Annotated in this window: 23 protein-coding genes; 4 read left to right on the top strand and 19 right to left on the bottom strand. The window is 57.6% G+C overall.

Features of this window, described 5'->3' with window-relative positions; all coding sequences use genetic code 11:
* Nucleotides 1–54 precede the first annotated feature (54 nt).
* The 7 genes from dedD to pdxB form a co-directional block, all read right to left on the bottom strand.
* The gene (dedD, locus tag D5067_RS07055) at nt 55–741 is read right to left on the bottom strand and encodes a cell division protein DedD (RefSeq protein WP_119937117.1); all 687 of its coding nucleotides are present in this window, start codon (nt 739–741) and stop codon (nt 55–57) included.
* Nucleotides 731–1,999, bottom strand: coding sequence for a bifunctional tetrahydrofolate synthase/dihydrofolate synthase (gene folC / locus D5067_RS07050; protein WP_119937118.1), 1,269 nt, complete (start codon nt 1,997–1,999; stop codon nt 731–733). Before folC ends, dedD begins: the two co-directional genes overlap by 11 nt.
* 70 nt (nt 2,000–2,069) lie before the next feature.
* On the bottom strand, nt 2,070–2,975 hold the full coding sequence (gene accD, locus D5067_RS07045) for an acetyl-CoA carboxylase, carboxyltransferase subunit beta (RefSeq protein WP_063145400.1): 906 nt from the start codon (nt 2,973–2,975) through the stop codon (nt 2,070–2,072).
* Nucleotides 2,976–3,129: 154 nt separating this feature from the next.
* Nucleotides 3,130–3,789 (bottom strand): DedA family protein, encoded by a 660-nt coding sequence (locus D5067_RS07040; protein ID WP_119937119.1) that lies wholly within the window; start codon nt 3,787–3,789, stop codon nt 3,130–3,132.
* A 28-nt stretch (nt 3,790–3,817) separates the two neighbouring features.
* Nucleotides 3,818–4,630: a tRNA pseudouridine(38-40) synthase TruA gene (gene truA, locus D5067_RS07035; protein WP_119937120.1), complete on the bottom strand. Its 813-nt coding sequence runs from the start codon at nt 4,628–4,630 to the stop codon at nt 3,818–3,820.
* Nucleotides 4,630–5,643: an aspartate-semialdehyde dehydrogenase gene (locus D5067_RS07030; protein WP_119937121.1), complete on the bottom strand. Its 1,014-nt coding sequence runs from the start codon at nt 5,641–5,643 to the stop codon at nt 4,630–4,632. Before D5067_RS07030 ends, truA begins: the two co-directional genes overlap by 1 nt.
* A gap of 67 nt (nt 5,644–5,710) precedes the next feature.
* Nucleotides 5,711–6,847, bottom strand: coding sequence for a 4-phosphoerythronate dehydrogenase PdxB (pdxB, locus tag D5067_RS07025; RefSeq protein ID WP_119937122.1), 1,137 nt, complete (start codon nt 6,845–6,847; stop codon nt 5,711–5,713).
* A 113-nt stretch (nt 6,848–6,960) separates the two neighbouring features.
* Here pdxB and flk point away from each other — a divergent pair, with 113 nt between their 5' ends.
* Nucleotides 6,961–7,965, top strand: a complete 1,005-nt coding sequence (gene flk / locus D5067_RS07020) for a flagella biosynthesis regulator Flk (RefSeq protein WP_119937123.1) — start codon at nt 6,961–6,963, stop codon at nt 7,963–7,965.
* A gap of 90 nt (nt 7,966–8,055) precedes the next feature.
* Here the strand turns inward: flk and D5067_RS07015 are convergent, their stop codons facing one another.
* Together D5067_RS07015 and fabB are read right to left on the bottom strand one after the other, a co-directional pair.
* A complete protein-coding gene (locus D5067_RS07015) occupies nt 8,056–9,234 on the bottom strand; it encodes an MFS transporter (RefSeq protein WP_119937124.1) in 1,179 nt (392 codons plus the stop codon).
* 68 nt (nt 9,235–9,302) lie between these two features.
* On the bottom strand, nt 9,303–10,520 hold the full coding sequence (gene fabB / locus D5067_RS07010; RefSeq protein ID WP_119937125.1) for a beta-ketoacyl-ACP synthase I: 1,218 nt from the start codon (nt 10,518–10,520) through the stop codon (nt 9,303–9,305).
* 158 nt (nt 10,521–10,678) lie between these two features.
* Between fabB and mnmC the strand changes: the two genes are divergently transcribed.
* Entirely contained in the window at nt 10,679–12,676 is a 1,998-nt protein-coding gene (gene mnmC, locus D5067_RS07005; protein ID WP_162497940.1) for a bifunctional tRNA (5-methylaminomethyl-2-thiouridine)(34)-methyltransferase MnmC2/FAD-dependent 5-carboxymethylaminomethyl-2-thiouridine(34) oxidoreductase MnmC1, read from the top strand.
* A 58-nt stretch (nt 12,677–12,734) separates the two neighbouring features.
* Here the strand turns inward: mnmC and D5067_RS07000 are convergent, their stop codons facing one another.
* From D5067_RS07000 to prmB, 6 genes are read right to left on the bottom strand one after another with little or no spacing between them, the layout of a single operon-like run.
* Nucleotides 12,735–13,013, bottom strand: a complete 279-nt coding sequence (locus tag D5067_RS07000; protein WP_024908938.1) for a YfcL family protein — start codon at nt 13,011–13,013, stop codon at nt 12,735–12,737.
* Between the two features lie 13 nt (nt 13,014–13,026).
* Nucleotides 13,027–13,572 (bottom strand): elongation factor P hydroxylase, encoded by a 546-nt coding sequence (locus tag D5067_RS06995; RefSeq protein WP_119937127.1) that lies wholly within the window; start codon nt 13,570–13,572, stop codon nt 13,027–13,029.
* On the bottom strand, nt 13,572–14,381 hold the full coding sequence (locus D5067_RS06990; protein ID WP_119937128.1) for a sulfite exporter TauE/SafE family protein: 810 nt from the start codon (nt 14,379–14,381) through the stop codon (nt 13,572–13,574). The genes D5067_RS06995 and D5067_RS06990 overlap by 1 nt, the downstream gene beginning before the upstream one ends.
* Nucleotides 14,381–15,205 (bottom strand): penicillin-insensitive murein endopeptidase, encoded by an 825-nt coding sequence (gene mepA, locus D5067_RS06985; protein ID WP_119937129.1) that lies wholly within the window; start codon nt 15,203–15,205, stop codon nt 14,381–14,383. Before mepA ends, D5067_RS06990 begins: the two co-directional genes overlap by 1 nt.
* 2 nt (nt 15,206–15,207) lie before the next feature.
* On the bottom strand, nt 15,208–16,293 hold the full coding sequence (aroC, locus tag D5067_RS06980; RefSeq protein ID WP_119937130.1) for a chorismate synthase: 1,086 nt from the start codon (nt 16,291–16,293) through the stop codon (nt 15,208–15,210).
* A gap of 60 nt (nt 16,294–16,353) precedes the next feature.
* A complete protein-coding gene (prmB, locus tag D5067_RS06975; protein WP_119937131.1) occupies nt 16,354–17,286 on the bottom strand; it encodes a 50S ribosomal protein L3 N(5)-glutamine methyltransferase in 933 nt (310 codons plus the stop codon).
* A gap of 145 nt (nt 17,287–17,431) precedes the next feature.
* Here prmB and smrB point away from each other — a divergent pair, with 145 nt between their 5' ends.
* Nucleotides 17,432–17,983, top strand: a complete 552-nt coding sequence (gene smrB, locus D5067_RS06970; protein ID WP_119937132.1) for an endonuclease SmrB — start codon at nt 17,432–17,434, stop codon at nt 17,981–17,983.
* 46 nt (nt 17,984–18,029) lie between these two features.
* Here smrB and sixA read toward each other — a convergent pair whose 3' ends face one another.
* The 4 genes from sixA to D5067_RS06950 form a co-directional block, all read right to left on the bottom strand.
* A complete protein-coding gene (gene sixA / locus D5067_RS06965) occupies nt 18,030–18,515 on the bottom strand; it encodes a phosphohistidine phosphatase SixA (RefSeq protein ID WP_119937133.1) in 486 nt (161 codons plus the stop codon).
* Nucleotides 18,516–18,725: 210 nt separating this feature from the next.
* Complete coding sequence (fadJ, locus tag D5067_RS06960; protein WP_119937134.1) at nt 18,726–20,873, bottom strand: fatty acid oxidation complex subunit alpha FadJ; 2,148 nt, start codon at nt 20,871–20,873, stop codon at nt 18,726–18,728.
* Nucleotides 20,873–22,183 (bottom strand): acetyl-CoA C-acyltransferase FadI, encoded by a 1,311-nt coding sequence (gene fadI / locus D5067_RS06955; RefSeq protein WP_119937135.1) that lies wholly within the window; start codon nt 22,181–22,183, stop codon nt 20,873–20,875. The genes fadJ and fadI overlap by 1 nt, the downstream gene beginning before the upstream one ends.
* Before the next feature lie 238 nt (nt 22,184–22,421).
* On the bottom strand, nt 22,422–22,706 hold the full coding sequence (locus tag D5067_RS06950; RefSeq protein ID WP_119937136.1) for a YfcZ/YiiS family protein: 285 nt from the start codon (nt 22,704–22,706) through the stop codon (nt 22,422–22,424).
* A 366-nt stretch (nt 22,707–23,072) separates the two neighbouring features.
* Here D5067_RS06950 and fadL point away from each other — a divergent pair, with 366 nt between their 5' ends.
* Nucleotides 23,073–24,407, top strand: a complete 1,335-nt coding sequence (fadL, locus tag D5067_RS06945) for a long-chain fatty acid transporter FadL (RefSeq protein WP_119937137.1) — start codon at nt 23,073–23,075, stop codon at nt 24,405–24,407.
* The last annotated feature ends 44 nt before the right edge of the window (nt 24,408–24,451 follow it).

Raw genomic sequence — 24,451 nt, 5'->3', positions numbered from 1 at the left:
TCACTCCGCCCCTCGCCCCTTTGGGAAGAGAGCCGGGGTGAGGGGTAGATCTAATCAGTTCGCGCTGTAGTTCATCACCACGCCGCTCAGACCGGAGATCTGCTTCAGCTCGCCCAGCGAACCCTTCAGCTTATCTTTCGAAGCATCCGGACCAACGAGAATGCGGGTAATTTTACCCTGCACCGGCGTGGTCGGTGAAGTGTAAACGCGGTATCCCGCGCCGCGCAGTTTACTCACCACCTCGTTGACTTTATCCGCATTTTTTAACGCACCGAGCTGAACAACGTAGGCTTTTCCGGTCGGCGCCGCGTCCTGTTTTGCCGGCGGTGGCGTTTCTGAGGCAGCAGCCAGCTGCTCGGCAGCTTTATCCCGCTGCGGTTTCGGCTGCGGCTTCTCTACCGGTTTCGGTTTTTCTACAGGCTTAGGCTGCTCTACCGGCACCGGATCAATCTCGATGTTACTGTTCGCGGCCAGACGCGACGGATCGAGCGACGGCGCGGCAGCATCCCCTGCACGTACCTCTTCAGCCGCGCCTTCCGGCGGCTGAGCGGGCAACGCCTGAGTTGCGGCCGGCAGCATGTCCGGCTCATCACGATCGCCCGCCTTCGGGACTAATGGAATGGCTGCAAACTCATCCTGATAATGCTTCTTCTGCCCGTCGAGCAGCCCTGGGAGGATAATCACCCCGAGCGCGACCAGCACAATAGTTCCTGTTAAACGGTTCTGAAACTTACTCGCCACCGGTTCTCCCCGCGTCCATCACTTCCATGACATGTGCCACGGTGTGGAACGACCCACACACCAGCACGGTATCTTCTGGTTTAGCCTCCGCCATCGCGGCATGCCAGGCCTGCGCCACGCTGCCGTAAATTTCGCCCTTGCCGAGATGTTCCATCAGCTGTTCAGCAGTGGCGCCGCGTGGCCCTTCCAGAGGAGCACAATACCAGCTATCGACCACAGTCTCCATGCAGGCCAGCGTGCCGCCGATATCTTTATCATGAAGCATACCGATAACCGCCAGCACGCGCCCGGTTTTTGGTAACGATTTGAGACGTCCTGCGAGATACGCCGCCGCATGAGGGTTGTGCGCCACATCCAGAATCAGACGCGGCGATTCGCTGACAATCTGAAAACGCCCCGGGAGGATCGCGTTCTGAATACCGTCGCGGATCGCCTGTTCGCTCACCTTCAACCCGCTGACGCGCAGTGCTGCAAGCGCGGTTGCAGCGTTAGGCTGTGGAACCTGCGGCAGCGGCAGGTTATCCAGCGTGCCCTGAGCATCGCTGAAACGCCAGCTGTTATCCTGTACCTCATACTGCCAGTCAACGCCGCGACGCAGCAGCCGAGCGCCCTTCTCATTGGCCACGTCTGCAATAGTGTGCGGCATATCGGGCTCACCGACGACCGCAGGCTTACCTGCGCGGAAAATACCGGCCTTCTCGCGCCCAATGCTTTCACGGTCTGGCCCCAGCCAGTCCGTGTGATCGAGCGCAATACTGGTGACAACAGAGACGTCGGCATCGACCATGTTGGTTGCATCAAGCCGCCCGCCCAGGCCAACTTCCAGAATCACCACGTCCAGCTGCGCCTGCTTAAACAGCCACAGCGCGGAAAGCGTACCGTATTCAAAATAGGTTAATGAGGTCTCGCCGCGCGCGGCTTCAATAGCGGCGAACGACGCCGTATGGGCCGACTCCGACAGCTCGGTATTCTGCACGCGCACGCGCTCGGTATAGCGCACCAGGTGGGGAGAGCTGTAAACGCCAACCTTATAGCCCGCCGCCATCAGCACCGATTCCAGCGTACGGCAGGTGGTGCCTTTACCGTTCGTTCCGGCGACGGTAAACACAAACGGTGCGGGCTTTAGTACATCGAGACGCGCGGCAACCTGGCTTACGCGCTCAAGCCCCATATCGATGGTTTTACTGTGCAGGTTTTCCAGATAAGAAAGCCACGCGGCCAGGGGCGACGTGGCTTGAGGAATGCTTTTATTTTCCATGATGCCCGGTTGTCTTTAACAGTTTAGAAAGCAAAAGGGCAGCGCCAACCGGCCCTGCCCTTTTCAGTTATCAGGCCTCGGGTTCCTGATCCGGTACGACCACGCCTTCGCGCGGCTCATCCGGGTTAGGCGCCGGCAGATTCATCAGCTTCGCCAGGACGCTTGCCAGTTTCAGGCGCATTTCCGGGCGGCGAACGATCATGTCGATAGCGCCTTTCTCGATGAGGAACTCGCTGCGCTGGAATCCCGGCGGCAGCTTTTCACGTACGGTCTGTTCAATAACGCGCGGGCCGGCAAAGCCGATCAGCGCTTTTGGTTCAGCAATGTTCAGGTCGCCCAGCATTGCGAAGCTCGCGGAAACGCCGCCCATGGTTGGGTCGGTCAGCACGGAGATGTACGGCAGACCGCGTTCCTGCATTTTCGCCAGCGCGGCAGAGGTTTTCGCCATCTGCATCAGAGACATCAGCGCTTCCTGCATACGTGCACCACCAGAGGCGGAGAAGCAGATCAGCGGACAGTTGTCCTCCAGCGCCTGCTCAACGGCACGCACGAAACGCGCGCCGACCACAGAACCCATTGAGCCGCCCATGAAAGCGAACTCGAAGGCTGCGGCAACAACCGGCATCTCGTGCAGGGTGCCCTTCATAACGATCAGCGCGTCTTTCTCGCCGGTCTCTTTCTGAGCAGAGGCCAGACGATCTTTGTATTTTTTGGAATCGCGGAACTTCAGCACGTCTTTTGGCTCAAGTTCGCTACCCAGCTCTACCAGAGAGCCTTCGTCCAGCAGGCTATGCAGGCGGTTGCGCGCCGACATACGCATGTGGTGGTCACATTTCGGACACACTTCAAGATTGCGTTCCAGCTCTGCGCGATACAGAACCTGGCCGCAGCTATCACACTTCGTCCATACCCCTTCAGGAATGCTCGCTTTACGCGTTGGGGTAATGTTGCTTTTAATTCGTTCAATCCAGCTCATTGATAACCTTTCTGCCTGAACCTGGTCGTTTGCCAGTTTTGCTGTAAGAGGCGAATAATGCCATTTTTGCCTCCAACAGACCATGAATGTTGCACATTAAAACATAACAGCCCGAAACTTTGGATAAAAAAGTGGTCGAACCGCCAGAGTGCATTTACTTCGCTTGTTTTGCTGCCGCACGCCTGTGGCGAATAATTTCAATGACGCCAGGCAGAACGGAAAGCACAATAATCGCTACAATCAGCAACTTAAGGTTTTCCTGAACTACGGGCAGATCGCCAAACAGGTAGCCCGCGTAGGTAAATAGCAGTACCCACAGCAGCGCGCCGACGACGTTATACATCGCAAAATGACGATAGGACATATGTCCCATTCCCGCCACAAACGGAGCAAAGGTGCGTACAATCGGCACAAAGCGCGCAAGGATAATGGTCTTACCGCCGTGGCGCTCGTAAAACGCATGCGTTTTATCTAAATAGCTGCGGCGGAAAATTTTAGAATTCGGATTACTGAACAGCCGCTCTCCGAACACTCGCCCGATGGTATAGTTAACCGCATCGCCAATAATCGCGGCGATAATCATTAATGCCACCATCAAATGCACATTCAGGTCATTGGTAGGCAACGCAGATAATGCGCCCGCCACAAACAGCAGTGAATCACCCGGCAGGAACGGGGTCACAACCAGACCGGTTTCACAGAACAGAATGAGGAACAGAATGGCATACACCCAGACGCCATACTGCGCGACCAGCTCAGCCAGGTGAACATCAATATGCAAAATAAAATCAATCAGAAAACGTATTACGTCCATATTGTCTAAACCTTAATTGCACCTTTGTTTAGTCCGCTAAAAACAGCGGGCCCATTGGCGGTTTTGGCAGGTCAAACCGATCCGGATAATCTACCGCGACCAGATACAGCCCTTCCGCTTTCGCCGTTGCTGCCGCAAGCGTTCTGTCCTTCGCTGCCAGCAGTTCTGCAATCCAGCTCTCCGGCTGGTGTCCGGCGCCCACTTCCATCAGGCTGCCTACAATATTCCGCACCATATGATGTACAAAGGCATTCGCTTTGATATCGACCACCACATACGCGCCAAAACGACTGACGTTAATGTGCATGACGTTACGCCACGGCGTGCGGGACTGACACTGCACCGCACGGAACGACGTAAAATCATTTTCGCCTAACAAATACTGCGCCGCTCGATGCATACGTTCTGCATCCAGAGGTTCATAATAATGCGTCACGCCCTGGCCTAACACCGCCGGACGCAGGCGCTGGTTGTAGATGACGTAGCGGTAGCGACGCGCGGTGGCGCTGAAGCGGGCATGAAAATCATCCGGCACAGCTTTCACCCAACGCACCGCAATGTCTCCAGGTAAATTCGCATTTACACCCAGCGTCCACGCGGCGTCTTTACGCACCGCGGTGGTTTCAAAGTGAACCACCTGCCCTGTTCCATGAACACCGGCGTCGGTTCGGCCTGCGCACAGGACGTTAATCGGCTCGTTTGCCACCTGAGACAGCGCTTTCTCCAGCTTCTCCTGGACGCTACGCACCTCATTCTGACGCTGCCAGCCATAGTATTTACTGCCGTCGTACTCAATCCCGAGGGCAATTCTATGTACTGGCTTTTGTTCCACTTCTGACATCAGTACAGGTACTCCTGCACCAGTTTTTCTGCGATCTTGACCGCCATCAGCGCGCCGCCAAAGCGCACGTTATCGGCAACTGACCAGAACTGAACCTGCTCCGGCATACCGTAGTCATTACGCACGCAGCCGACGGAGAGATGCGCGCTACCGCTGGCATCGCCCACCTGCGTCGGGAACTCGCGCTCTTCTGACAGCACGATATCCTCGCCGCGGCCAAACGCATCGCGCGCCTCTTCTGCCGCCAGCGGACGCATCGCTTCAAAGCCCACCATCTGCGCGTGGCCGTAGAAAACGGGCGACTGCACGCAGCTGGCGGAGATCATCAGACCTTCATCCTGCAAAATTTTGCGGGTTTCATCGACGATGCGGCGCTCTTCACGCACGGAACCTTCGCGATCGGGCAGCAGCGGCAGCATGTTGAACGCCAGCTGACGACCGAAGAAATCATCTTCATCAATCGGGATGCCGTTCAGCAGCTTCGCACTCTGTCCCGCCAGGGCGTCAACGGCCTTTTTACCGTGCGCGGACGCGGACAACAGGCTGGTCACGGTGATACGCGACAGGCCACCGTCGTCGATCAGCGGCTTCAGCGCGGTCAGCAGCTGGCTGGTCAGGCTGTCTGGTACCGCAATGATGTTGCGGTTACGGTAATCTGCCAGCACAAACGGGTTCACATCCGGCACCACCAGCGGCACGTCCGGCTCCAGAGCGAACAGGCCGCTCAGGTCAATCACCAGACAGCCCGCGTTGGTGGCTTCTTCAATGTAGGTGGCGGTCGCTTCGGCACCCGCAGCAAAAAAGGCCAGCTGCGACTGGGTCCAGTCGAACTCTGCCGCATCCTGCACCCTAACGGATTTACCGTTAAAGCGCTGATGTTCTCCCGCGCTTTCGGCACGTGCCAGGGCGTAAATCTCTCCCACCGGGAACTGACGCTCAGCAAGGGTTTCAAGCAGTGCTTCGCCCACGGCGCCAGTGGCACCCAAAATGGCAATGTTCCAGCCTTCAGACATGGTGGTTTACTCCAGAAATAAACAAGCGTCCCTGCCAGAGTATCCGGCAGGGAGCATTAAGAAGACATTAACGTGCCGGGTGGTGAACGGCGTTAAACCCCAGTTTCTGCAGCAGCGTCGCCGCCATTGCGTCGTCACAAATAACGTACAGGGAAGACCACTCGCGGCGCTCGACATAGTTCTTGCGCAGCTTATCAAACTCACCCGGAATACCCGCTACTTTACGCAGCAGCGCGTCATCGCGGCGCACATCATACACCAAATGCACCAGCCTTTTCAGCGTTGCCTGATCGAGCGGGCCATGAAGGGTGATACGGCCAAATTCAGGCGCAGGCAGTAACGTATCCAGGGCGACCTGCTGCGGTTGGCCGATAAAGGCGCTGTACGCTTCAAAGACCTGGGTTGTGCCGCGTGCTTTGCCTTCGAGGGTATAGCCCGCAATGTGCGCGGTCGCTACGTCCACTTTCTCAAGCAGAGAGACGTTCAGATCCGGCTCCGGCTCCCAGACGTCCAGCACCACGCTGAGGTCCTGGCCTTCATCCAGACATTTCAGCAGCGCCGCGTTATCCACCACCGGGCCACGACAGGCGTTTATCAGAATAGTGCCAGCCTTCAGACGGCGAATCAGGGCCTCGTCGGCAAGGTGCAGCGACTTATATGGCCCCTCTTTAAACAGCGGCGTGTGGAAAGTCAGCACGTCGCACTGTTCGACCAGCTCATCCAACGAGCGGAAATCGCCCTCATCGCCGCTGTCTTTACGCGGCGGGTCGCAGAGAAGCGTGCGAATACCTAACGCTTCAAGACGCTTTTGCAGGCGTCCCCCCACGTTGCCCACGCCGACAATCCCCACGGTGCGATCTTTCAGCGCAAATCCGTCGCGCTCGGCCAGCATCAGCAGAGAGGAGAAGACATATTCTACAACGGCAATCGCGTTACAGCCCGGGGCGGCAGAAAAGCCGACTCCCGCCTGTTTGAGCCATTGTTCGTCCACATGATCGGTCCCTGCCGTGGCAGTCCCGACAAACTTAACCGCTTTGCCAGCGAGCAGCGCCTCATTTACTTTGGTCACCGAGCGCACCATCAGGGCGTCGGCATCATCCAGTTCAGCGACCGGGATTGGGCGACCAGGGACAGCCTTAACGTTACCCAGGCGGCTAAACAGCTCGCGGGCATAAGGCATATTTTCGTCAACGAGGATTTTCACGTCTGAGTACCTGTTTGAGAGGAAGAAAACCTGCCAAGTGTGCCATAATCTCGCCGCCGGGCATATATGTATGCCGGGTTTACGCAGAGTTTTGACTTTAAGGATTTTTGACGATGCAGCCCATCTCAGGTACGCCGCCGCGCCCTCCGGGTGATGGCCCCGTAGCGCCCAACGTCGCAGGCGAACAGCCCCTTTCCACGCAACAGCGCACCGTGCTGGAGCGCCTGATCACGCGCCTGATAGCGTTAACCTCGCAGCAGAATGCCGAGGTGTGGGCAGGAGTAAAGCATGATTTAGGGGTCAGGAATGACGCGCCGCTACAGTCGCGCCACTTTCCCGCCGCCGAGCAAAACCTGAGCCAGCGCATCAACGCCGCGCAGCAAAATCACACCGCGCGCCAGACTGTCTCGCAGCTGACCGAACTGTTGGGTCAGGGAAATAATCGCCAGGCGGTGAGTGATTTCATTCGCCAGCAGTATGGTCATACCGCCCTGAGCCAGCTTGCGCCGGACCAGCTGAAAGCGGTGCTTACGCTGCTGCAGAGCAACCAGCTTTCTATTCCACAGCCGCAGCAGCGCCCTGCAACCGAGCGCCCTATGCTGCCTGCAGAACATAATACGCTTAAGCAGATGGTTACGAAGCTGGCGGCGGCTACCGGCGAGCCGACAAAGCTCATCTGGCAATCAATGCTGGAACTGTCCGGCGTGAAGACCGGTGAGCTCATCCCGGCGAAGCAGTTTACGCATCTGGTGACCTGGCTGCAGGCGCGCCAGACCCTGAGTACCCAGAGCGCCCCAACGCTGCATACGCTCCAGGCGGCGCTTAAGCAGCCGCTGGAGCCGCGCGATTTTGAGGCTATTCGGGATTATGCCCAGCAGACCTGGCAGGCCACGCCGCAAACGGTGCTGACCACCGCGCAGGTGCAGGATATTCTGAATCAGATCGTTGTTCGCCGCAGCGAACGGGAGGGCGGTATACCGGAAGCGCGGAACGTTCAGCCCATCTACAGCCCGCTGTTTGCGCCCGTCGTGGAAACCTTCAAAACGCTGTCCGCCCGTCCGGGAATGATGTTCATTGCGTTAATGATTGCGCTGGCAATTTTCTGGCTGGTTGCCTGACCTTTTGCCCGGTGGCGCTCCGCGTACCGGGCCTACAAAACCACGAATCGTAGGCCGGGTCAGGCGCAGCCGCCACCCGGCAACAACGGCTCAAGTTCTGCGAAACGCCACCAGCGTCACCACAATCCCCACCACCGCCGAAACGGCCCCGGCAAGAAATACTGACGGATAGCCAAAGGATGTGGCCAGCAGGCCCGCGAGCGGCGCGGTGACGCCGTAGGAGATATCCTGAAAGGCCGCATACCCGCCCAGCGCCGTACCGCGCACCTGCGGGGCCACGCGTTTCACCACCTCAACGCCAAGCGCCGGGAAAATCAGCGAACAGCCGCAGCCGGTCAGCGCCGCACCCAGCAGCGCAACAGACGCGGTCGGTGCCTGCCAGAGCAGCACCAGACCGAGGGTCTCAATCACCAGCGACGCCACCGCCACCTTCACGCCGCCAAAGCGATCCGGCATCCAGCCAAACAGCACGCGCATCAGTACAAACGCGCCGCCAAACGCGGTCAGCGTAAATCCAGCCATCGCCCAGCCGCGGCTCATAAAGTACAGGGAGACGAAGGTCCCTATCACCGCGAAGCCTACGCCCTGCAGCGCCAGCCCCAGACCCGGCTGCCAGATCTGCCCCACCACGCTCCACAGGGAGGGACGCTCGCCTTTGTGGGCCGGCACTTTTCGCACCGTACCGTTAAACGCCCATGCCAGCAGCGGCAGCACCATGGTGGTAGCGGCCAACACCGCAAAGCCAAACGTGCTGTGGATCAGCAGGCCCAGCGGCGCGCCAGCCGCCAGCGCGCCGTAGATGGCCATTCCGTTCCAGGACATCACCTTGCCCGAACGCGCAGGCCCCACCAGCCCCATTCCCCAGGTCAGCGTTCCGGTCAGCAGTTGGCTCTCACCGAAACCGAGGATTAAGCGCCCCACCACCAGCAGGGCGAATTTATACATCGGCTCCACCGGCAGCAGGGCAGCCAGTAGCCATGCGGCGCCCGCCAGCCCGCAGGCGAACATCCCCTGCAACGCCGAGCGTTTTGCTCCGTGCTGATCGGCCAGGCGTCCGGCATAGCCGCGGGTTAATACCGTAGCTAAAAACTGAATGCCGACAGCAATGCCGACCATGGTATTGCCATAGCCCAGTTCCTGATGAACAAACAGCGGGATCACCGGCAGCGGCAGGCCAACGGTCATATAGGTAAGGAATACCGCAAAAGCGATGCGGAACAGCGAGGTGTTTCCGGACGTGGCGTTTTTTTCTGAGGTTACGGCCGTCATGCATAACTCCAAGTTCAGGCATAAAAAAAGGGAGCCATCAGGCTCCCTTCTACTATACATTCAAACGCTTATGCTTTCAGCTTACGCATGACCAGCGTGGCGTTCGTTCCGCCGAAACCGAAGCTGTTAGACATTACGGTGTTCAGCGTCGCCTCTGTTGGTTTGGTCACGATGTTCAGGCCGGCAGCCTGCTCGTCCAGCGCTTCCACGTTGATGCTTGGCGCGATGAAGCCGTGTTCCAGCATCAGCAGAGAGTAGATCGCTTCCTGCACGCCAGCGGCACCCAGAGAGTGACCTGTCATCGCTTTGGTCGCGGAGATGGCCGGGCTCTTATCAGCGAACACTTCGCGGATCGCACCCAGCTCTTTCACGTCGCCTACCGGAGTGGAGGTGCCGTGGGAGTTCAGGTAGTCGATTGGCGTATCAACGCCGTGCATCGCCATCTTCATGCAGCGCACAGCGCCTTCGCCGGATGGAGCAACCATGTCAGCGCCGTCGGACGTTGCGCCGTAGCCAACAATTTCAGCGTAGATGTGTGCACCACGTGCCAGAGCGTGTTCCAGCTCTTCAACGACAACCATACCGCCGCCGCCCGCGATAACGAAACCGTCGCGATGTGCATCATAGGTACGGGACGCTTTTTCTGGCGTTTCGTTATATTTGGTGGAGAGTGCGCCCATCGCGTCGAACTCACAGGCCATTTCCCAGCCCAGCTCTTCGCCGCCGCCAGCAAACACGATGTCCTGTTTGCCCAGCTGGATTTGCTCTACCGCGTTACCGATACAGTGTGCGGAAGTCGCACATGCAGAGCTGATGGAGTAGTTCACGCCGTGAATTTTGAACGGGGTCGCCAGGCAAGCGGAAACCGCTGAGCCCATGGCTTTGGTCACTACGTACGGACCAACCGCTTTCAGGCCACGCGGGCTGCGCATTGCATCAGCACCGAATACCTGCGCTTTAGACGAACCGCCGGAACCGGCAATCAGGCCCACGCGCGGGTTGTTCTGATAAACTTCTTCACTCAGGCCAGCATCAGCGATAGCTTCCTGCATGGAGAGGTAGGCATAGATAGAGGCATCGTTCATGAAACGAACCACTTTACGGTCGATCAAACCGGTGGTGTCCAGTTTGACGTTACCCCATACGTGGCTACGCATGCCAGAATCTTTAAACTCTTCAGAGAAAGTGATCCCGGAGCGTCCTTCACGCAGAGATGCCAGGACTTCCTGCTGGTTATTACCGATGCTGGAAACGATGCCCAGGCCAGTAATCACTGCACGTTTCATTCAATACCTCTGTAAGTCGCACTATAAAAAGTTTCGAATCGCACAATAGCGTACACTTGTACGCCGAACAAGTCCGATCAGCCAATTTCTGAGGAAATTTGCACCATTGGACTCACATCGCTAAGATCGTGCCACTGCCTGTCAGACGAGTAACTTACGTGAAACAAAACGCTATACAACCCGCCAACCTTGAATTCAACGCTGAGGGTACACCTGTTTCCCGAGATTTTGATGACGTCTATTTTTCTAATGATAACGGACTGGAAGAAACCCGTTATGTTTTCCTCGACGGAAACGATCTCAGCACCCGCTTTCCTACTCATCCGCGCAGCCTTTTTGTGGTGGCGGAAAGCGGGTTTGGCACCGGGCTAAACTTTTTGACCCTCTGGCAGGCGTTTGACCAGTTTCACGCTGCCCACCAAGAGGCTACGCTCCAAAGATTACATTTCGTCAGTTTTGAAAAATATCCGCTCACCGCCCACGACCTGCGGCTTGCCCATCAGCACTGGCCTGAACTTGCCCCCTGGGCAGAACAGCTCCAGGCGCAGTGGCCACCGGCCATTGGCGGCTGCCATCGTCTGCTGCTGAACGGCGGGCGCGTAACGCTGGACCTGTGGCTGGGCGATATTAACGAACTGACCGATAAACTCGACGACGCGATGAACCAGAAGGTTGACGCCTGGTTCCTCGACGGTTTTGCGCCTGCCAAAAACCCGGACATGTGGAGCCCGCATCTCTTTGCCGCGATGGCGCGCCTGGCACGCCCTGGGGCAACGCTCGCCACCTTCACCTCTGCAGGCTTTGTCCGCCGCGGGCTGCAGGAGGCAGGTTTCACCATGAAAAAGACCAAAGGTTTTGGCCGCAAGCGCGACATGCTGGTCGGGGTGATGGAGCAGGAGCTGACTATCCCCGCTCGTGCGCCCTGGTATGCCCGCCGCGCCAGCGGCTCTCGTGAAGTTGCCATCATCGGCGGTGGAATTGCCAGCGCCCTGCTCTCGCTCGCGCTTCTGCATCGCGGCTGGCAGGTGACGCTCTACTGCGCCGATGACGCACCGGCTACGGGCGCATCGGGCAATCGTCAGGGTGCACTCTACCCCCTGCTGAGCGCGCATGACCCCGCGCTGTTCCAGTTTTTCCCGGCCGCGTTCACCTTCGCCCGCCGCCTGTATGACATGCTGCCTGTCGATTTTGACCATGACTGGTGCGGCGTGACGCAGCTCGGCTGGGATGAAAAAAGCCGGCAGAAAATTGCGCAGATGCTCTCCCTGGGCCTGCCTGACGCGATCGCCCATGCGGTCACCGCACGGCAGGTTTCTGACACCGCTGGCGTCGACACCGGCTGCGACGGTATTCACTATCCGCTCGGCGGCTGGCTGTGCCCTGCTGAACTGACGGCTGCGGCAATTGCCCTTGCGCAGTCTCGCGGGCTGTCGGTTCACTATGCCCATAACCTTGAGTCTCTCAGCAGGGCTGGCGGCTGGACGCTGCGTTTTGCCGAGGGTAACGAGGCGCAGCACGCCAGCGTTGTGCTCGCCAACGGGCACAGCATCAGCCAGTTCGCCCAGACGGAAAAGTTGCCGGTTTATCCGGTCGGCGGGCAGGTAAGCCATATTCCAACCGCGCCAGCGCTGGAGAAACTGCGTCAGGTGCTCTGTTACGACGGGTATCTCACTCCTCCAAACCCGTCTAACGGGCACCACTGCATTGGGGCCAGCTACCGTCGCGGCGAAACGGATACGCGCTACAGCGAGGAAGATCAGCAGCAAAACCGTCAGCGCCTGGTTGACTGCTTCCCACAGGCTGACTGGGCGCAGGCCGTTGACGTCAGCGCGGGTGAGGCACGCTGCGGCGTACGCTGTGCAACGCGCGATCATTTGCCGATGGCGGGAAACGTGCCGGACTACGAGGCGACGCTTGAGGCCTATAAGGGCCTTGCTGAAAACCGGGATGCGGCAGCGAGCGCGCCGGTTTATCCGGAACTGTATATGCTGGGTGGGTTAGGGTCGCGAGGCTTGTGCTCCGCGCCGCTGCTGGCTGAAGCGTTAGCCGCGCAAATGAGCGACGAGCCGATCCCGCTGGACAGAACCACGCTGGCGGGGCTGAACCCGAATCGATTGTGGGTACGGAAACTGCTGAAGGGGAAAAGCGTTAAGTAGGGTGCGGTCTGCTGCCCTCACCCCGCCCCTCTCCCACAGGGAGAGGGAGGTGAAACACTTACTTCGCTTTCGCCTGCTGGAACAGATTGTCCCACATGCCCAGCACCAGAGACTGGTCGCGCGGAGAGAGTTCCCCGGCCAGTATCGCTTTTTCCAGGCTGCGGGTGACTTCAGCGTGAACGGCGTCGGCAGAGTGATCGTCACCTGCTTCCAGCTCGGCTACCGCGAGCGTCAGGTGACCACGCAGATAACCGCTGGCGAACAGCTCATCATCACTGGCGTGTTCCACCATGTCATCAATTAACGCCAGAATGCGTGATTCAAATTCTGCGATCATCTTCTTTCCTCTGTTAAATATCTTCCGGCCACGGGAAGCATTCCGCCGTGATCTCCGGCGTGTGGTAATAATTCTGTAAGGCCTTGATAAAGCGCGCCGGACGTTCCGGGATGCCCTTCTCAAGATACTCCATCACCTGCGCGTGGACGCGGCGCTGGAAGACAATACGGTCTGGCTCGAAATCACCTTCGAGGTTGTCACAGCTCACGTTGAACGGATAACCCGCCGCCACGCAGAACAGCCAGTCGAACGCCTGGGGTTTTACCTCCACGTCCTCGAACTGGCCCTGGGTTGCGGCATTACGCCCGTCCGGGCAGTACCAGTAACCAAAGTCCACCTGCTCGCGGCGTGCTTTTCCGGCAATGCACCAGTGCGAAATCTCGTGTAGCCCGCTGGCATAAAATCCGTGCGCGAACACGATGCGGTTATACGGAACCTCGGCATCAGCAGGAAGATAGATCGGTTCGTCGTCGCCTTTAATCAGACGGGTATTAAAATCATCAGCAAAACAGCCGTCGAAGATCTCAATCAGCTGTTCGTAGTTATGCGTACTGTTCATTAGCTCATCCCCAACCAGTGGAGGATCTCCTGTCCGTGGCTGTCATAAAGTAGCTTGGCACTCATCACCGCCGAGACGACAACAATCATCGGGCGGATCAGCGTTTGCCCCTTGCTCAATACCAGACGCGAGCCCACGCGCGCGCCTAAAAACTGTCCTGCCATCATTACAAAACCGGTTGCCCAGATAACCTTGCCACCGATGATAAACAGCAGCAGGCCGCCGACGTTAGACGTCGCGTTGAGTACCTTTGCATGGGCGGTTGATTTTGCGAGGTTAAAGCCTGCCAGCGTCACGAAGGCTAACGCGTAGAACGAGCCAGCGCCGGGGCCAAAGAACCCATCGTAGAACCCCACACAGCCGCCCGCGATAAGCGCAAACGGCAGGCCGAGCAGACGACGCTGGCGGTCCTCTTCACCGAGCTTTGGCATCAGCAAAAAGTAGAGGCCAATGCAGATAACCAGAATCGGCAGGATCTGACGCAAAATATCAGACTGCACGTGCTGAACCAGCAGCGCACCTGAGGTCGAGCCGATAAAGGTCATCAGAATATTCAGCTTCTGATCGGCAAGGTTTACCACTTTACGGCGGATAAAGTAGAGCGAGGCGGAGAGCGACCCGCCGCAGGCCTGAAGTTTGTTGGTGGCGAGCGCCTGGGCAGGGCTCATCCCCACCGCCAGCAGTGCCGGAACGGTCAGTAAACCGCCCCCACCCGCCAGCGCATCGATAAACCCGGCAAACATCGCAACAAAAAACAGTGCCGCCAGCATCCACGGCGACACCATAAACAGATCGACGAAATTATCCATTAAAGTACATGCTCATCCAGTAGCGCCTGGCAGGAAGGCGGCAGCGGAGGCGGTGTCTTCTTCTCAGGCTTTGAGGTTCCGGGCTTAGCCGGTTCAAACCAGCTTTGCAGTTCTGCGCCACAGCCATCGCCTGGCGGCGGTAGCGGCTGATCTTCGCACTCGAGGCTATTGGCCGGGCAGCGCAGACGAACGTGCATGTGCGCACGATGCTGGAACCACGGGCGCACTTTGCGCAGCCAGTCGCGATCGGTTCCCGCATCCAGGCAGAGCTGTTGCTTAATTGCCGGGTTCACGAAAATCCGCGTGACGTCGTTATCTTCCGCCGCCAGCTTGATCATGCTGGAGACATCACGCGTCCAGAGCGACGGCACCACGTTTTTACCGTCGCGCGCCACCAGATCCAGCGCCTGCGGTTTCAGCAGCTGTGCTGAACTCCAGCGCGCTTTCGGCAGCTGCAGGAAGATATCTACATCCAGTCCTGACTGGTGGCTGGCGTGTCCGCCGTTGAAGCGGCCGCCGGCAGGCATGCCCATGTCGCCAATCAGCATCGTGCCCAGCCCCAGGTTATGCACCTGATTCCCAAGGCGCTGAATAAACAGCACCAGGTCAGGGTGGCCGAAGTAGCGGCGCTGGTCGGTGCGCATCACCTGATAGGTATCCGACTGCAGCGGAAGCGCTTGCGCGCCCACGATACAGCCGTTCGAGAACGCGCCGATGGACTGCGCGCTTCCCGCCACAGGATGGGTGATTTTCTGCCACGGCGTGGCGGCCAGGCTGGCTCCACTGGCGAGCAGCGCCAGCAGAGCAATTGCGGTTTTTTTCATGTTTACCAGCGTGGAATGGTGGTCGTCACATCCGCATTCTGCGCGCGCTGGCGCAGGAAGTGATCCATCAGCACGATCGCCAGCATCGCCTCGGCGATCGGCACCGCGCGGATCCCCACGCACGGATCGTGACGTCCTTTGGTGATCATCTCAACTTCGTCGCCAGAGCGGTTGATCGTGTGGCCCGGCACGGTAATGCTGGAGGTCGGCTTCAGCGCAATATTGGCAATAATCTGCTGCCCGCTGCTGATACCGCCGAGAATGCCGCCCGCGTGATTGCTCTGGAAACCCTGTGCAGTAATTTCGTCACGGTTCTGGCTGCCGCGAAGCTGAACCACGTCAAAACCGTCGCCAATCTCCACGCCCTTCACCGCGTTGATGCTCATCAGCGCGTGGGCGATGTCTGCATCGAGACGGTCGAATACCGGCTCGCCCCAGCCAGGCGGTACGCCGTCAGCCACCACGGTCACTTTGGCCCCGATAGAGTCGCCCTCTTTTTTCAGACCGCGCATCAGTTCATCCAGCGCGACAATTTTGTCGGCGTCAGCGCAGAAGAACGGGTTTTGCTCCACCAGATCCCAGTCTTTGATCGCCAGCGGAATATCGCCCATTTGGGTCAGGCAGCCGCGGATAACGATGCCAAATTTCTGCTGCAGGTATTTCTTGGCAATCGCCCCTGCCGCCACGCGCATCGCGGTTTCACGCGCGGACGAACGCCCGCCGCCGCGATAGTCGCGGAAGCCGTACTTTTGCTCGTAGGTGTAGTCGGCATGGCCGGGACGGAAGACGTCTTTAATGGCGCCGTAGTCCTGGGAACGCTGATCGGTGTTTTCAATCAGCAGGCCAATGCTGGTTCCGGTGGTGCGGCCTTCAAAGACGCCGGAAAGAATTTTGACCTGGTCCGGCTCGCGACGCTGCGTGGTGTAGCGAGAGGTACCCGGGCGACGACGGTCAAGGTCGTGCTGTAAATCAGCTTCGGTCAGTTCGATGCCTGGCGGTACACCATCAACGATACATCCCAGCGCCAGCCCGTGCGACTCCCCGAAGGTGGTCACGCGGAATAATTGTCCAATACTGTTTCCTGCCATCACGGCTCCGATGTTGTTGTTTGTGTTTGAGCGTTGTGAAACGGGCCGAAGCCCGCTGGATTAATCTTTGTAGATGCTGAAGTATTCGCGCGCGTCGAGAAGCTGCGCTTTGGTCAGCATAAAGACGCCGTCACCGCCGTTGTCAAACTCAAGCCAGGTGAACGGCACGTCCGGGTACTGCTCTATCAGATGTACCATGCTGTTGCCCACTTCACAAATCAGAACGCCGTCGTCGGCCAGGTAATCCGGCGCGCAGGCCAGAATACGGCGGGTCAGTTTCAGACCGTCGGAACCCGACGCCAGGCCCAGTTCCGGCTCGTGGCGATACTCGTTTGGCAGATCGGACATGTCTTCCGCATCGACGTACGGCGGGTTAGTCACGATCAGATCGTACTGCAGCATTGGCAGGTCGCGGAACAGATCCGAGCGGATTGGCGTGACGTGATGGATCAGCCCGTGCTCTTCAATATTGTGTTCGGTGACGGCCAGCGCGTCGGTGGAGATATCCACCGCGTCCACTTCGGCCTCCGGGAAGGCATAGGCGCAGGCAATCGCGATGCAGCCGCTGCCGGTGCACATATCAAGGATGTGCTGAGGCTGACGGTTAATGATTCCGTCGAACTGGCTGTTGATCAGCTCACCAATCGGCGAGCGCGGCACCAGCACGCGTTCATCAACATAGAACTCGTGGCCGCAGAACCAGGCTTTATTGGTCAGGTAGGCTACCGGGATACGCTCGTTCACGCGGCGGATCACGCGCTCAACGATGCGGTGCTTCTCGCTGGAGGTCAGGCGCGCGGTACGCATGTCTTCCGGAATATCCAGCGGCAGGTAGAGGGACGGCAGCACCAGCTGAACGGCCTCATCCCACGGGTTATCGGTGCCGTGGCCGTACCAGATATTGGCGGCGCTGAAGCGGCTAACCGACCAGCGCAACATGTCCTGTATGGTATGCAGCTCGTTTACTGCTTCATCGACAAAAATTTTATCCACTCTTTCCTCCAGGGCACGCTCGCATAATTTTCGGCGGCTAGTTTGCCATGAAGACGGCGATAAATCAGCAATGACGCGTGCCGCTTGAGGTTAAAAAATGCGTTTAGTCAGGTACACTGGGGGAAATAAGAGATGAGACAGAAGAATGAAAAAGAAAACATCGCTCAGCGAGGAGGATCAGACGCTCTTCCGACAGCTTATGACCGGGACGCGTCAAATCAGGCAGGACACCATCGTCCACCGTCCCCAGCGCAAAAAAATCACTGAAGTACCGGTCAAACGGCTTCTGCAAGAACAGGCGGACAACAGCCACTATTTTTCAGATGAATTTCAGCCGCTGCTTAACACGCAGGGAGCCGTGAAGTACGTGCGCGAAGACGTCAGCCACTTTGAACTGAAAAAATTACGCCGCGGCGATTACTCGCCGGAGCTGTTTCTCGATTTGCACGGGTTAACCCAGATGCAGGCGAAGCAGGAGCTGGGTGCGTTGATAGCCGCCTGCCGCCGCGAGCATGTGTTTTGCGCCTGCGTGATGCACGGCCACGGTAAGCATATTCTCAAGCAACAAACGCCGCTGTGGCTGGCTCAGCATCCACACGTGATGGCGTTTCATCAGGCACCCAAGGAGTACGGCGGAGATGCCGCATTGCTGGTGTTGATTGAAGTTGAGGAGTGGCAACCACCGGAGCTGCCCTGACAGGAAGGCGGGAAGCACGCTGCACCCCGCCTTATCGCACGTCACGTCAGATAGCTTTAGCCATCTTTAGATTGCACGGACTCATTTGCCAGTTAAAGACCCCTTTGCCCGTTTCGTCGAGGGTGACGTTGGCAATGGCGGAAGTCGTGAACATCGGCGGCGTTTCGCCAGGGCAGAGCTCAGATACCAGATAGCCGACCAGCGGCAGGTGGGAAATGACCAGTGCGGAAGCGACACCTTCATTGCACAGCGCCTGCAGGTAGGCACTCACAAGACCGACATCACCACACGGCGTGAGTTCAGGGAGAACATCCACACCGGATGGCAGGTTCATACACTCCCCTACCACATCCAGCGTCTGTTCTGCACGCAGGAAAGGACTCACCAGAACGCGTTCAATGTCCACTTTTTGACCTTTAAGCCAGGTAGCCATCTGACGGGATTCGTCACAGCCACAGACGGTCAAAGGACGTACTGAGTCACTGGCGGCATCGAGTGCCGCGTCGCCGTGACGCATGATAAAAACTTGCATATTGCACCGCTTTTGTTAACCAGAATCACCGGCGTTGACTACCCGCGATAAACATCTTCAAGGTAGAAAACCCGATGGCCGGGCATTGTGCCTGATCCATTCGGTGAATGAAACGCTGTTTTTTACCTCAATGGCGTAAGTATAGTCAATCTCTGTTTACAAAATCGCCAATACAGGTTCATTCACCTCGGGATTTACCCTTCTTTGACCTCAGCTTACAAGGACAGTTTCCCTTGCTGGCCAAAATGTCTGGCCCCGCTCCGCCCTCTGCAATAATTCGTCACAAGGCGTAAAGCGCGAACCATACTGCGTGGCCAGACGTTGCAGGATCGCAACCACTTCACTCGCTCCGAGAGTGTCCATGTAACGGAACGGGCCGCCAAGAAACGGCGGGAAACCTATACCAAAAACAGCACCGATGTCGCCATCCCGCGCGTTTTTGATCGCCTGCTCACCGAAGCAGCGAGCCGCCTCGTTAAGCATCATCATGACGCAGCGCTCAGCACACTGTACCGCTGAGAGTTTTGCCTGTCCGGTAACGGAAATAAGCCCATAAACCGAAGGGTCGACCTGTCTCTTGCTTTTACGCCCTTTTGCAGAGTAAAGATAGAAACCGCGTTCATTTTTTCTGCCTTTGCGATCGTCCTTCAAAATTGCAGAAACAATGTTTGCAGGCGGGCTGAAACGATCGCCATAAGCCGCTTCCAGCACAGGTATAATTTTAGTGCCGGTATCTATTCCTACCTCATCCAAAAGTTGGATTGGACCAACAGGGAAGCCAAACTTTACCAACGCCTCATCGACGTGTTCAATCTTCTCGCCTTCCGTCAGCAGCCGCAGGGCTTCATTGATATACGGGGCCAAAATACGGTTGACGTAGAAGCCGGCTTTGTCCGCCACCACGATGGGTGTTTTGCCCTGTTTTTTCGCCAGCTTTACTACGGTAGCCACGGTTTGCGGGCTGGTCGAAGCGTGAGGAATAACCTCTACCAGCGGCATTTTTTCTACCGGGCTAAAGTAATGCAGGCCAATTACCCGTTCTGGCCGTGCGGCTTTCGCCGCGATATCGCCAATCGGTAATGACGACGTATTCGAGGCAAAAATGGTGTGCGGCGCGCAATGCTCTTCAACGTCGGCCACCATCTGCTGCTTGAGCGCCAGATCTTCAAATACGGCTTCAATCACCACATCGCGATGGGTAAAACCGCTGTAGTCGGTCGTGCCGGTGATCGCGGCCAGCGTCCTGTCGCGCTCGCTGGCTTTGATATGGCGGCGCTTCACCTTCCGATCAAGGTTTTGCCAGCTGTACTGCAGCGCGTGGTTGATTCCCTTAGGATTAATGTCTTTGATACGTACGGGCAAATTGCCTTTGCTGGCGGTCACAAAGGCAATACCGCCGCCCATCAGCCCGCCGCCCAGTACGCCAACAGCATGCAGCGGCGCGGGTTCGGCCTCGCTTCCCGGATCTTTCTTCACCTCGGTACTGGCAAAGAAGATGCTTCGCAGCGCCTGAGACTGCGGCGTCATTGCCAGCTCGCCAAAGGCTTTTGCCTCTGCGGCGTAGCCGCTGCTGCTGCCCTGCGACAGCCCGATCTCGATGACGTCAAGGATCCGCTTCGCCGCCGGATAGTTACCTTTGGTTTTTTGTTCGGTCTTTTTACCTGCCATGCTGAACAACAGGGTGCGCCCCAGCGGCCCTGCCAGAACGCGCTCGCGCACCGGGAGAGGACGACTTGCCTGACGGCCCTTCAGCGCGCGTTCAACCGCAGCCTCAAGCAGTATTGAATGCGGGACAACTTCATCAACCAGCCCGACCTTCAGCGCCTGGCGCGCGCGCAGCTGCTTACCGGTTAAAATCATCTCCAGCGCCGTGCTCACGCCCACCAGGCGCGGAAGGCGCTGCGTGCCACCGGAGCCCGGGAGGAGGCCTAACTGCACCTCAGGCAGACCCAGCACGGTTTTCGCATCATCGGTACAGATGCGGCTATGGCATGCCAGCGCCAGCTCTAAGCCGCCGCCCAGACAGGCACCGTGAATGGCGGCGACAACCGGGATCGACAGCGCATGGATCTCGGCCATCACCTGCTGCCCCTGACGCGCCAGATCTTCGGCTTCCTGCGCGCTTTGCGCGCGGGCGATCATATTGATATCCGCCCCGGCAATAAAGTTGTCCGGCTTGGCCGAAATAAATACCAGGCCGCGAACCGCTTTGTTCTCGCGGATCTGCTTTAACATCGCGCGTACCTGAACGCCAAACTCCGCCTTCAGGGTATTCATCTTTTCATCAGGCACGTCAATGGTGATAACGGCGACGTTATCGAGGCGAACCGTCAGATTAAATGCTGAAATCATGTCCATTATTCCGCCTCCAGTACCATCGCCGCGCCCAGACCGCCCGCCGCACAGGCGGTGACCAGACCAAACCCGCCGCCACGGCGGCGCAGTTCACGTAACGTTTGGGTAATCATACGCGCGCCCGTTGCCGCAAACGGATGGCCGTAGGCGATAGAGCCGCCGAGCACGTTAAACTTGCTTTGGTCCACTTCCCCGGTGGCATGAGCGCGGCCAAGAACATCCCGGGCAAAGCGCTCGCTGGCCAGCAGCTGCACGTTCGCCAGGGTTTGCGCGGCGAAGGCTTCATGCATATCGATCAGGGTTAAGTCTGCGAGCGTAATCCCCGCGCGATCCAGCGCCAGCGGTGTGGACCAGGCGGGCCCTAACAGCATGTCCTGGTGGACGTCGATCGCCGTGAACGCATAGCTGCGCAGATAGCCCAGCGGTTTGATGCCCAACTCTCTGGCACGGGATTCCGTCATCAGGATCACGGCGGCGGCTCCGTCCGTCAGAGGAGTACTGTTAGCCGCCGTGACGGTACCGTGCCTGCGGTCAAACGCCGGGCGCAGCTTTGCGTAATCCGCCAGCGTCGAGGTGCCGCGAATATTGTTATCTTCCGCAAGCGGTTCGCGGTAAGGGGGAACGTAGGCGGTCATGACCTCGTCGGCCAGCTTGCCTTCCGACCAGGCCTTAGCGGCGAGCTGATGCGAGCGATGCGCCAGGGCGTCCTGCTGTTCGCGGGTGATGCCGTAGGTTTTTGCCATCTGCTCGGCGGTATCGCCCATGCGCAGCCCGGTGGAATATTCAGCCACGGCGGGGGGAACGGGCATGAGATCGCGCAGGCGCAGCCGCGAGAAGAGTTTAAGTTTTTGGCCGGTGGTGCGGGCCTTGTTGGCGTCCACCAAGATACGCGCCAGCTTTTTGCTTACCCCAATCGGCAGCACGGAGGAGGAATCAGCGCCGCCGGCAATTCCGGCGCGGATAGTGCCCGCCATCAGGCTTTCCGCCACGTTCGCCACCGCCTGGAAACTGGTCGCGCACGCGCGGCTAACGCTGTAGGCATCGGTGTGCACGCTCATTCCCGTGCCCAATACGATTTCACGCGCAATGTTGGGGGCCTCCGGCATCTGGACGACCTGGCCGAAGACCAGTTGCTCAATGACTTCAGGCGGAATTTCGCTGCGAGCCAGCATTTCCCCCACAACCATTTTCCCCAGATCGACGGCCGGTATACCGTGGAACGCCGTCGCCTGACGTGCAAACGGCGTACGCAGTCCGCTGACAATGGCAATGCGGTCACCTTGTCGGGTGATTAGCGGTAATGCCTGACTCATAACCTTCCCCTGTGAAAAATTTTACATGAATATAAAGTGGTCTGACCTGATAACAGTCTTAACCATTTTTTTACATTCAGCCAATCAGGGAAGCATAAAAATGCGAGCTAAAACACAGAGAAGAAAAAGAAAATGCCCCGAGTTAAAAGCAAAACGGTAACCCTGAGGTTACCGTTTTTTGATGTTTGCACCCTCTCCCGTGGAAGAGGGTTGGGGTGAGGGCACCAGACCGCTGGGATTAACGCAGGCCCAGCTGGAAAATCAGCGTTTCTGCTTCACAGGCAAACACAAAGTCGATATCCAGCTTCACGCCGCCTTCCACTTCCGTGAAGGTGGATTTGATTTCGCACGGATCGGACTCAACGTCACGCGCACGCTTGCTCAGCGCACTCAGCGTCTCTTCCGCTTCGGCGCGGTTCGTGAACACACGGCTGTAAGAGGCGGTGCAATCGGTGTTGTCCATGATGGTGCCAACATCCATACAGCAGCAAACCGGGGTTTCATCAGCACTGCATTTACTCATAGCTCAATTTCCTCTGTATTCGCGCTGCGCGCGAGATAAACACGATGCTGATATTTTACGCCCCGGCGCAGGCTCTCTCCAGCCGTTAATGACGTAAACGGGGATAAGTGACCAATATCACACTAAAAAATGATCTAAAACAAAATTCACCCTTTCGGATGAATCGCTATTGTCACAATTTTGCCAACCAGATCCCGTTTCAAGAAACATGTTTGAAAATATTAATAAACATACTTGCAACATTCCAGCTGGTCAGACCTATACTCTCGCCACTGGTCTGATTTGTATGTGATACCTCAGACCCTACACTTCGCGCTCCTGTTACGGTATGTAACAATTATTGAATAAAAATAACTCAATGAGGTTATGGTCATGAGCCAGAAAACCCTGTTCAAAAAGACTGCGCTGGCAGTCGCAGTGGCAATCGTCTCAACGTCCGCCTGGTCAGCGGGCTTCCAGTTAAACGAATTTTCTTCCTCTGGCCTTGGCCGTGCATATTCCGGGGAAGGCGCAATTGCCGATGACGCAGGCAACGCAAGCCGTAACCCTGCGCTGATCATGATGTTCGATCGCCCAACGTTCTCCGCGGGTGCGATTTTTGTGGACCCGGGTGTTGATATCACCGGCCGTTCACCTACCGGTGCCAGCCTGAATTCGGATAACATTGCGCCAACGGCATGGGTTCCTAACCTGCACTTCGTTGCGCCAATCAACGACCAGTTTGGTTGGGGGGCATCCGTGACCTCTAACTATGGTCTGGCCACGGAGTTTAGCAACAGCTACGCTGCCGGCGCTTACGGCGGCACCACCGATCTCGAAACGCTGAACCTGAACCTGAGCGGCGCTTATCGTCTGAATAACCACTGGAGCTTCGGCCTTGGCTTTGATGCCGTTTACGCAAAAGCGAAGATTGAACGCTACGCGGGCGACCTGGGCCAGATCGTTGCGGGTTCAGGCGCACTGCCGGCAGTTCCTGGCCTGGCGCAGCAGGTTGCAGGCATCCCTGCCAATACCCAGATCGCTTATCTGAAGGGTGACGAGTGGGGCTTCGGCTGGAACGCAGGTATTCTTTATGAAATTGATAAGAACAACCGCTACGGCTTGACCTATCGTTCTGAAGTGAAAATCGACTTTGACGGCGATTATAAGAGCAGCCTGCCTTCAGCGTATAACCAGATCCTCGGAAGCTTCGGCCTGCCGATGGGCACCGACGGCCGCACAACCGGCGGTTCTCTGAGCCTTCACCTGCCTGAGATGTGGGAATTGTCCGGTTATAACAAAGTGGCGCCGCAGTGGGCCGTTCACTATAGCCTGACCTACACCAGCTGGAGCCAGTTCCAGGAGCTCAAAGCGACAAACAGCAACGGCGACACCCTCTTCTATAAAGATGAAAGCTTCCGTGACGCTTACCGCATCGCGCTGGGGACCACCTACTACATGGATGACAACTGGACGTTCCGTACCGGTATTGCATTCGATGACAGCCCGGTTCCGGCAGATAAACGCTCCATCTCTATTCCGGATCAGGACCGCTTCTGGCTGAGTGCCGGTGCGACCTATGCATTCAACAAAGATGCCTCAATTGATGCGGGCGTCTCTTATATGCACGGTCAGAAAGTGACCTTCCAGGAAGGCCCGTATGAATTCTCTTCCGAAGGGAAAGCCTGGCTGTACGGCATGAACTTCAACTACGCGTTCTAATCGCGCAGGGATCAAAAAAGGTGAGCATTGCTCACCTTTTTTAT

Origin of the sequence: Enterobacter huaxiensis (genome assembly GCF_003594935.2) — a bacterium.
GTDB classification, from domain to species: Bacteria; Pseudomonadota; Gammaproteobacteria; order Enterobacterales; family Enterobacteriaceae; genus Enterobacter; species Enterobacter huaxiensis.
This window is presented reverse-complemented; position numbering and strand designations above follow the sequence as displayed.